Annotated in this window: 7 protein-coding genes and 2 tRNA genes; 1 reads left to right on the top strand and 8 read right to left on the bottom strand. The window is 68.5% G+C overall.

The window, feature by feature from the left end; genetic code table 11:
• Positions 1-127 precede the first annotated feature (127 nt).
• Together ABJK26_RS06555 and metH are read right to left on the bottom strand one after the other, a co-directional pair.
• Positions 128-682 carry a Uma2 family endonuclease gene (locus ABJK26_RS06555; RefSeq protein ID WP_347241481.1) on the bottom strand — a complete coding sequence of 185 codons (555 nt, stop codon included), beginning with the start codon at positions 680-682 and terminating at the stop codon, positions 128-130.
• 9 nt (positions 683-691) lie between these two features.
• Positions 692-4,249 carry a methionine synthase gene (gene metH / locus ABJK26_RS06550; protein WP_347241480.1) on the bottom strand — a complete coding sequence of 1,186 codons (3,558 nt, stop codon included), beginning with the start codon at positions 4,247-4,249 and terminating at the stop codon, positions 692-694.
• A 42-nt stretch (positions 4,250-4,291) separates the two neighbouring features.
• Between metH and ABJK26_RS06545 the strand changes: the two genes are divergently transcribed.
• The gene (locus ABJK26_RS06545) at positions 4,292-5,818 is read left to right on the top strand and encodes a nicotinate phosphoribosyltransferase (protein WP_347241479.1); all 1,527 of its coding nucleotides are present in this window, start codon (positions 4,292-4,294) and stop codon (positions 5,816-5,818) included.
• Here the strand turns inward: ABJK26_RS06545 and clpX are convergent.
• The 6 genes from clpX to ABJK26_RS06515 all read right to left on the bottom strand — a co-directional run bounded on the left by clpX (position 5,815) and on the right by ABJK26_RS06515 (position 9,415).
• Positions 5,815-7,014, bottom strand: coding sequence for an ATP-dependent Clp protease ATP-binding subunit ClpX (clpX, locus tag ABJK26_RS06540; RefSeq protein ID WP_347241478.1), 1,200 nt, complete (start codon positions 7,012-7,014; stop codon positions 5,815-5,817). The two genes, ABJK26_RS06545 and clpX, sit on opposite strands and share 4 nt — an antisense overlap.
• Positions 7,001-7,585 carry an ATP-dependent Clp endopeptidase proteolytic subunit ClpP gene (gene clpP / locus ABJK26_RS06535; RefSeq protein ID WP_347241477.1) on the bottom strand — a complete coding sequence of 195 codons (585 nt, stop codon included), beginning with the start codon at positions 7,583-7,585 and terminating at the stop codon, positions 7,001-7,003. The genes clpX and clpP overlap by 14 nt, the downstream gene beginning before the upstream one ends.
• 52 nt (positions 7,586-7,637) lie before the next feature.
• Positions 7,638-8,852 (bottom strand): trigger factor, encoded by a 1,215-nt coding sequence (gene tig, locus ABJK26_RS06530; protein ID WP_347241476.1) that lies wholly within the window; start codon positions 8,850-8,852, stop codon positions 7,638-7,640.
• 35 nt (positions 8,853-8,887) lie between these two features.
• Positions 8,888-8,972, bottom strand: a tRNA-Leu gene (locus ABJK26_RS06525).
• A gap of 53 nt (positions 8,973-9,025) precedes the next feature.
• A tRNA-His gene (locus tag ABJK26_RS06520) sits at positions 9,026-9,102 on the bottom strand.
• 28 nt (positions 9,103-9,130) lie between these two features.
• Complete coding sequence (locus ABJK26_RS06515; RefSeq protein ID WP_347241474.1) at positions 9,131-9,415, bottom strand: rhodanese-like domain-containing protein; 285 nt, start codon at positions 9,413-9,415, stop codon at positions 9,131-9,133.
• Between the last annotated feature and the right edge of the window lie 89 nt (positions 9,416-9,504).

Raw genomic sequence — 9,504 nt, 5'->3', positions numbered from 1 at the left:
GCACCTCCTTGGGGCTTGGTTCCCTGCGAGCAAAGCCTCGCTTGCCCATCAGGAGAGGGGGATTGGCGCCAAAGGAGTATGGGCTTACGCTTCGGGGGCGGCCATGCCGGTGGGCGTGCGGGAGCGCCTAGACCTCCACCCCTTCGTAGATGGCCTCCAGGCTTAGCTCCACGCCGAGGCAGGGCACCTCCACCACCCCCTCCCCCTCCCACAAGCGGTAGAGCCAGCCCTCCCCCTGGCGGAAGTAGCCCTCCACCCGCCTTTCCCGGGAGTCCACCAGGAGGTAGCCCTGAAGGCTTGGAACCTCCCGGTAGCGCCAGAGCTTCTCCCGGCGGTCTATGGCCTCGGTGCTGTCGGAAAGCACCTCTATCACTAGGCAGGGGCGCTCCTTATAGAGGGGGTGGGGGTCTTCCGCGCACACGACCATGAGGTCGGGGTAGTAAAAGGTGCGGGAGGAGACCTTGAGCTTCATGTCCGAAACGAAGAGCCTGCACCCCTTGGCCCGGGCGTGGGGGCGGAGGCCGTAAAAGAGGTTGCCCACGATGAGGTTATGGGCCTCCGTGGCCCCCGCCATGGCGTAGGGCACGCCCTCCAGGAGCTCGTGGCGCACAGGAGACCGCTCCTCCAGGGCCAGGTAGGCCTCGGCGTCCAGAAGCTCTAACGCCTTCGCCGCCTCGCCCATGGCCCCATTCTAGTCCACGCTGAAGTAGCGGGCCTCAGGGTGGTGGACCACGAGGGCGCTGGTGGCGTGCTCGGGCTCCAGCTGGAAGTTCTCCGTGAGGCGCACCCCGATCCTGGCGAAGCCCATGAGCCGGTCCAGCTTGGCCTGGTCGGCGAGGTCCGGGCAGGCGGGGTAGCCGAAGGAGTAGCGGGCCCCCTGGTAGCCCTGCTGGAAGAGCTTCTGGACCTCGGTGGCGTCCTTGTGGGCGATGCCCCACATCTGCCGCATCCTCTTGTGCCAGTACTCCGCCAAGGCCTCGGTCATCTCCACGCTGAAGCCGTGGACGAAGAGGTAGTCCTGGTAGGCCCCAGCCTCAAAGAGGGCCCGGGCCTTCCTGGAGGGGGCCTCCCCCATGGTGACGAGCTGGACCCCGAGGACGTCCCGGGCCCCCGCTAGGAAGGCCTCCTCGGGCATCCAGTCCGCCTCGTCCCCCAAAGGCGCGGCAAACCGGGGGCGGAAGTAGTCCACGAGGCTCAGGCCCCCGCCCTTCTGCCGGGGGAAGCGGAAGCGCTCCAGGACCTCTCCCGTCTCCGGGGAAAAGACGAGAAGCTTCTCCCCCTCCCGGGCCACGGGGAAGAAGCCGTAGAGGACCTTGGGCGCAAGCCAGCCCTCCTCCCTGGCCTCCTCGAGGAGCCTCTGGAAGACGGGCTCCGCCTCCCGCTCCACCAGGGCCTGCCACGCCTCCCGGTCCATCCCCTTGCGGCTATAGCCCCACTGGCCCCGGTAAAGGGCGAGCTTGTTCACGTAGTGGGCGATGGTGGCGAGGTCCAGCCCCTCCTCCACCCGCACGCCGAAGAAGGGGGGCTTGGGGACGGCGGGGGCCTCCCCCACGGGACGGGAGCGGGGCGCCACCTTGGGGGCCTCCCGCTTGGGCTTGGGCGGGGCCTTCCGGGTGAGCTCGGGAGGGGCCTGGCCCGTGAGCTCCTCCATGAGCCTCAGGCCCTCAAAGGCGTCCTCAGCGTAGTAGACGTTGGGGTAGATGGCCCTTAGCTCCTCCACGTAGCTCCGGGTGAGGGCGGCCCCGCCCAGGATCACGGGGAGGGTGTAGCCCCGGTCCCGCATGTACTCCAGGTTCTCCTTCATCACCAGGGTGCTCTTCACCAAAAGGCCCGACATGCCCACGGCGTGGGGCTTATGCGCCTCCACGGCCTTCAGGATCTCCTCAATGGGCACCTTGATGCCCAGGTTCACCACCCGGTAGCCGTTGTTGCTGAGGATGATGTCCACCAGGTTCTTGCCGATGTCGTGCACGTCCCCCTTCACCGTGGCGAGGACCAGGGTGCCCTTGCCCTCCCCCCTCTTCTCCATGTGGGGCTCGAGGTAGGCCACCGCCCGCTTCATCACCTCGGCGGCCTGGAGGACGAAGGGAAGCTGCATCTTCCCCGCCCCGAAGAGGTCCCCCACCTCCTTCATCCCCGCAAGGAGAGGGCCGTTGATGAGGTCCAGGGGCTTGTGCCCCGCCCTCAGGGCCTCCTCCAGGTCGGCCTCGAGGCCTGGCTTCCTCCCCTCCACCACCCGGCGCTTGAGCCTTTCCAGGAGGGGAAGGGCGAGGAAGGCGTCCTCCTTCTTCCCCGGGTCCTCCTGGTGGGCCTCAAAGTAGGCCATGAAGGCGAGGAGGGGGTCGTACCCCTCCCGCCTGCGGTCGTAGATGAGGTCCAGGGCGAGGGCGTAGGCCTCCTCGGGGATCTGGCTTATGGGGAGGATCTTCCCCGCGTCCACGATGGCCGCGGTGAGGCCCCTTTTCCTCGCCTCGTCCAGGAAGACGGAGTTGAGGACCCGCCTCGCCCGGGGCTTGAGCCCGAAGGAGACGTTGGAGACCCCGAGGACGAACCCCACCCCGGGAAGCCTCTCCCTAAGCTCCTCCATGGCGAGGAGGGTCTCCTTGGCCAGGGGGCGGCTTTCCTCGTCCCCTTGGGTGATGGGGAAGGTGAGGAGGTCAAAGAGGAGGTCCTCGGGGCGGAGGCCGTGGTGCTCCGTGAGGCGCTCGTACATGCGGAGGGCCACCCGCACCTTCTCCTCCCGGGTCTTGGCCATCCCCTTCTCGTCAATGGCGAGGACCACCAGGGCCGCCCCGTGGGCCTTGGCCAGGGAGGCCACCCGGTCAAAGCGCTCCAGGCCGTCCTCCAGGTTGGCGGAGTTCAGGAGGACCCGGCCCGGGAGGTGCTTGAGGGCGAGCTCCATGGCCTCGGGGGAGGTGGAGTCCACCATGACGGGAACGGTAAGGGCGGTGGCAAGGCTTGGAAGGAGCCACCTGAGGTCCTCAAGCTCGTCCCGCCCCGTCCAGGCCACGCTCAGGTCCAAGGCGTGGGCCCCCTCCTCCACCTGCTCCCGGGCGAGGGCCAGGATGCCCTCGAGGTCGCGGGCAAAGAGCATCTCCCGGAAGCGCTTGCTTCCCGTGGCGTTGAGCCTCTCCCCCACGAGAAAAAGGCTCGCCTCCTGCCGCAAGGAGACCGCCTGGTACAAGGAGGCCACCTGGGGGGGGAAGGTCTTGGGCCTTGGGCGTACGGAAAGCCCCCGCACCGCCTCGGCCACCTTCCTGATGTGCTCAGGGCCCGTGCCGCAGCACCCCCCCACGGCGTTCACCCCGTACTCGGCCACGAACTTGAGGTGCCACCGGGCGAGCTCCTCGGGGGTGAGGTCGTAGACCACCCTCCCCCCCTCGTTCCGGGGGAGGCCGGCGTTCGGGAGGCAGGACACGAAGCGGGTGCTCTGCTCGGCGAAGTAGCGTACCTTGCTGTCCATGAGGTCGGGGCCCGTGGCGCAGTTCATCCCCACCACGTCTATGGGGAGGCTTTCCAGGGCCGCCAGGGCCGCCTGCTCGTCCGTGCCCACGAGGAGGGTACCCGTGGCCTCAAAGGTCACCTGGACCTGGAGGGGCACCTCCCGGCCCACCTCGGCCATGGCCTCCCGCGCCGCGAGGACGGCGCAGCGCACCTGGAGGATGTCCTGGGCCGTTTCCAGAAGGATGAGGTCCACCCCGCCCCTTAGAAGCCCCCTGGCCGCCTCCTTGTAGGCCCGGTAGAGCTCGTCCCAGGAGATCTGGCCCAGGGAGACGAGCTTGGTGCCCGGGCCCAGGGCCCCCGCCACGAAGGCCCCGTAAGGGTCGGCGGCTTCCCGGGCGATCCTCGCCCCGAGGAAGGCGAGTTCCTCCGCCTCCTCCCCCAGGCCGTACTCGGCGAGGACATGGCGAAGCGCCCCGAAGGTGTTGGTCTCGATGACCTCGGCCCCGGCCTCGAGGTAGGCCAGGTGAACCTCCCGCACCACCTCGGGCCGGGTGCGGTTCAGGACCTCGGGGCAGCCGAAGTAGGCCTCCCCGCCGTAGTCCTCGGGGGTAAGGTCCTTTTTCTGGAGCTCGGTGCCCATGGCCCCGTCAAAGACCAGGGGCCTTTCCAGAAGGGCCTTGAGATAGGGGAACTTCTTGGCCCGGGCCTCCTTGTTGTAGCCGAGGCGCACCAAGGGGGCGTCCCCCCAGCCCGCCCCCCCGAGGTGGTGGCGGCAACCGGGGCTACAGGCGTGGACCTCCACCATATCCCGCTAGTGTAGCGAAAAAAGGGGGGATATGCTAGGCCCATGGACCCCTTCGGCATCCTCTACACCGACCTCTACCAGCTCACCATGGGCCAGGTCTACTTCCGCGCGGGCCTCCACGAGCGGGAGGCCCTCTTTGAGGGCTTCTACCGGAAAAACCCCGACTACGGGGCCCACCAGGCGGGCTACGCCGTCTTCGCCGGGCTGGACCCCCTCCTAGGCTGGATGGAGGAGGCCCGCTTCGGCGAGGAGGAAATCGCGGCCCTCCGCGGGCTAAAAAGCCGCTCGGGGAAGCCTCTCTTCGCCGAGGACTACCTCCGCTACCTGAAGGCCATGGGGGGGTTTTCCGGCCTCACCCTGAGGGCCCTCCCCGAGGGGCGGGTGGCCCACCCCCAGGTGCCCCTGGTGAGCGTGGAGGGCCCCCTCCTCCAGGCCCAGCTCCTGGAGACCGCTCTCCTGAACCGCCTGAGCTACGAGACCCTCATCGCCACCAAGGCGAGCCGGGTGCGGGAGGCGGCGGGGGAGGCGGTGGTCCTGGAGTTCGGCCTCCGCCGCGCCCCCTCTAAGGGCGGGGAGAGCGCCACCCGGGCGAGCCTCATCGGGGGGGCGGACCGCTCTAGCGCCGTGAGCCTCTCCCACCTCCTGGGCCTCCCCTCCTCCGGCACCCACGCCCACAGCCTGGTCCAGGCCTTCCTGGCCCTGGGCCACTCCGAGGAGGAGGCCTTCCGGGCCTTCGCCGAGGTCTTCCCCGACGACACCATCCTCCTTCTGGACACCGTGGACACCCTCCACTCGGGCCTGCCCCACGCCATCCGGGTCTTTGAGGACCTGAGGCGCAAGGGACACCGCCCCGTGGGGGTGCGGATAGACTCCGGGGACCTGGCCTACCTCGCCATCCAGGTGGCAAGGGAGCTAGACCGGGCGGGCTTCCCCGAGGTCCTGGTCGTGCTTTCCGGGGACCTGGACGAGCTCGTCATCTGGCAGATCAAAAGCCAGATCCTGGAGGAGGCCCCCCGCTACGGGGTGGACCCCGACCACCTCTTGAGGCGCCTGGTCTACGGGGTGGGGACGAGGATGGTGGTCTCCTGGGGCTACCCCGCTTTAGGCATGGTCTACAAGCTGGTGGCGGTGCGGGAGAACGGCACCTGGGCCCCGGCCATGAAGATCTCGGACTCCCTGGAGAAGGTGCTGAACCCAGGGCACAAGCGGGTCTTCCGGGTCTACGACGGGCGGGGCCTCGCCACCGCGGACCTTTTGGCCCTGGCCGAGGAGGAGGTGCGGGAGGACGCCCCCCTCACCCTCCGCCACCCCACGGACCCCACCAAGAGGCGCACCTTGAGGCCCGGGGAGTTCACCCTCGAGGCCCTCCTGGAGGAGGCCTTCCGCGGGGGAAAGCGCCTTTTCCCCCCTGTTCCCCTAAGCGCCCTCAGGGAGAGGCGGGACCGGGACGTGGCCCTCCTGGACCCCGGGGTGCGGCGGCTCGTGAACCCCCACGTCTACCACGTCTCCCTCACGGAGCGGCTTTTCGCCCTGAAAGAGGAGCTGGTGCGAAGGCTGGAAGGCGCTTAGGAGGCCTGGCGGAGCTTGGCCTCCTCCAGGGCCTTCAGGGGGTTGTCCAGGTGGGGGAGGTCCACCACGAGCTCCCGCACCCCGCTCCCCGGGGCCTCAAACATCAGGTCCACCATGGCCTTCTCCAGGATGGCCCTGAGGCCCCGCGCCCCGGTGCCCCGCTTGAGGGCGCGCCGGGCCACCTCCTTGAGGGCCGCCTGGGTGAAGCGGAGCTCCATCCCCTCCATGCGGAAGAGCTCCTGGTACTGCTTCACCAGGGCGTTCTTGGGCTCGGTGAGGATGCGCACCAGGTCGTCCTCGGAAAGGGGGTGGAGCTGGACGATGAGGGGGGCCCGGCCCACGAACTCGGGGATCATGCCGAACTTCACCAGGTCCTCGGGGAGGACCTCCAAGGGCTCCTCCCGCTCCTTCCGCCCCCCGGTGAAGCCGATGGCCGTCTGGCCCACCCGGGCCTTGACGATGTTCTCCAGCCCCTCAAAGGCCCCGCCCAGGATGAAGAGGATGTTCTTGGTGTTCACCGGGATGAACTCCTGGTGGGGGTGCTTCCTCCCCCCCTGGGGCGGGACGTTGGCGATGGTCCCCTCAATGATCTTCAGAAGGGCCTGCTGCACCCCCTCCCCGGAGACGTCCCGGGTGAGGGAGGGGTTTTCCGACTTGCGGGCGATCTTGTCGATCTCGTCGATGTAGACGATCCCCATCTCCGCCCGCTCCACATCGAAGTCGGCGTTCTGCAAAAGGCGCAGGAGGACGTTCTCCACGTCCTCGCCCACGTACCCGGCCTCGGTGAGGGTGGTGGCGTCGGCGATGGCGAAGGGCACCTCCAGGAAGCGGGCCAGGGTCTCGGCGAGGAGGGTCTTGCCCGTGCCGGTGGGGCCGATGAGGAGGATGTTGGACTTGCCGATCTCCGCCTCGGGGTGGAGGAGGCGCTTGTAGTGGTTGTAGACCGCCACGCTTAGGGCCCGCTTCGCCGCCTCCTGCCCCACCACGTACTGGTCCAGGTGGGCCTTGATCTCCTGGGGCTTGGGCAGGCGGCTTGGCCCCTTGGGGGCGGAGCGCCCCTCCTGGGCCAGGATCTCCTGGGCCCGCTCCACGCAGTCCTCGCAGATGTAGACGTCCTCAATGGGGCTTTCCAGAAGCCGCCCCACCTCGGGAGGCCGCCTCCCGCAGAAGCTGCAATGGGGCCTAGGCTTCCTCACGGGTCACCACCTGGTCGATGAGGCCGTACTCCAGGGCCTCCTGGGCCGAGAGGTAGTAGTCCCGGTCCGTGTCCTTCTCCACCTTCTCCAGGGGCTGGCCGGTGTGCCTGGCCAGGATCTCGTTGAGGAGCTTCTTGGCCTTCAGGATCTCCTGGGCCTGGATGGCGATGTCGCTGGCCGTGCCCCGCACCCCGCCCCAGGGCTGGTGGATCATCACCTTGGAGTGGGGCAGGGCGTAGCGCCGCCCCTTCTCCCCCGCCGCCAGGATCACCGCGGCCATGCTGGCCGCCAGGCCGATGACGATGGTGGACACGGGGGCCCGGACGAACTGCATGGTGTCGTAGATGGCGAGGCCCGCGTCCACCTCGCCCCCGGGGGAGTTGATGTAGAGCTTGATCTCCTGGTTGGGGTTCTGGGCGTCCAGGAAGAGGAGCTGGGCCACGATGGTGTTGGCCACCTGGGCGTCTATGGGGGTGCCCAGGAAGATGATGCGGTCCTTGAGGAGGCGGGAGTAGATGTCGTAGACCCGCTCCCCGCGGGCGGTCTGCTCAATGACGTAGGGGATCACCATACCGCCTCCCATTGTAGCGGCAAGCCCTGGGGGAAAACCCCCCTGGGCCACCTTAGGGGAGCTCGGCCAGGGCCAGGCGCAGGGCCTTTTCCTGGAGGTAAGCGGCCTTTAGCGTTTCCAGGCCACGCTCCCCGAACTCCTCCTTTAGCTCCGGGACGCTGAGCCCGTAGGAGCGGGCCACCCCTTGGAGGTAGGCCTGCCACTCCTCCTCCGTGAGCCCGGGACGAAGCTCCTCGGCGAGCTTCTTCTTGGCCAGGGAGCGGCGGACCTCCTTCAGGGCCTCCTGGCGGAGCTCCTCCTTGAACTTCGCTAGCTCCCCCTTCGCCTCCAGGGCCTCGAGGTAGGCCTCGAGGTTCACCCCCTTTTGGTAGAGGTCCTTGGCCAGGCGCTCCAGGAGGTGGCGCTCCTCGGCCTCCAGCATGGAGGGGGGGATCTCGGCCTCCAGGCCCTCGGCGAGCTTCTCCAGGAAGGCCCGCTCCCTGGCCTCCTGGTACTGGGCCTCCGCCTGGCGCAGGAGGCTTTCCCGCACCTTGGCCCTGAGGTCCTCGAGGCTTTCCGCCTCCAGGGTCTTGGCGAACTCCTCGTCCAGCTCGGGGAGCTCCAGGGTCTTCACCGCCAGGACCTCGGTCCTCACCTCCCGCACCTTCTCGCCCTTTTCGTTCAGCACGGGGACCGGGACCACGTCCCCCGCCTTCTTGCCGAGGAGGGCCTCCCGCACGTGGGGCAGGGCCTTGGAGAGGTCAATGGGAAACTCCACCCCCTCCTCGGTGCGCACGTAGACGTGGTCCCTCTCCTGAGCCTCCCGCTCCACGGGTACAAGCTCGGCGTAGCGCTGGCGAAGCTCCTCCAGGGCCCGTTCCACCATCTCCTCGGTGACCTCGGGGCGGGGAACCTCCAGGGCGAAGCCCCGCCAGTCGGGAAGCCTCACCTCGGGGTAGTTCTCCACCTCGGCCACGTAGCGGAAGCCCTCCCCTTCCCGAAGCTCCTCCTCCACCACCCGGGCCGCCACGGGAAGGAGCCCAAGCTCCCGCACCGCCTTGGGGTAGGTCTCCTCCACCAGGCGCTCCTTGAGGTCGGCCATGAGCTCCTCCCGCCCCAGGCGCGCCTCCACCACCTTGAGAGGGGCCTTGCCCGGGCGGAAGCCCGGGATCCGCACCCGCCTCGCCAGGTCCTTGAGCAGGGCCTGGTAGCTGGCCTCCACCTTCTCCGCCGGGACCTCCACCCGGACCCTAACCAGATAACCGGAACGCTCCAGGATCTCCGCCACGCCTCACCTCGCCAGAAAAGGGGACCCCGCCCGGGTGGTGCGAGGAGCGGGACTTGAACCCGCACGGGTTGCCCCACCGGATCCTAAGTCCGGCGCGTCTACCGGTTCCGCCATCCTCGCAAGGGAGGGCGAGGCCCCCCTTTAAAATACCACCCCCCTCGGGGTGGCGGGATTGGGGTGAGCGATGGGACTTGAACCCACGACCCCCGGATCCACAGTCCGGTGCTCTGACCAGCTGAGCTACGCTCACCACGCTCAGCATCCGCCATTCTACGGGGCTACTTCCCTTGCGTCAAGGCCTGGAGGCCGCCCTCGAGGCTCATGGCCTCGTAGCCTTCGGCCTCCAGGTAAAGGGCGGCCACCTGGCTCAGGAGGCCCTTCTCGCAGACCAGGAGAAGGGGGACCCGGGGCAGGCCGTGCTCTCCCTTTTGGATCTTCTCCAGAGGAATCCACTCCGCGGGGAAGGGCAAGGGCGTGTGCCGCTTGTCCGGGGGGCGGACGTCCACCGCTTTCACCCCGGCCTGGAGGAGGGCGGGAAGCTCCTCGGGGCGGACCTTGCGCATGGGGCCAGTATAGCCCAAGGAGGCCCCGGCCCTCCCGCAAGATTATGCACTTTCACCCCGATATATGGTATAACTTGGCGTCCCCCGCC

This window comes from Thermus sp. (assembly GCF_039793865.1).
Classification (GTDB): Bacteria; Deinococcota; Deinococci; order Deinococcales; family Thermaceae; genus Thermus.
This window is presented reverse-complemented; position numbering and strand designations above follow the sequence as displayed.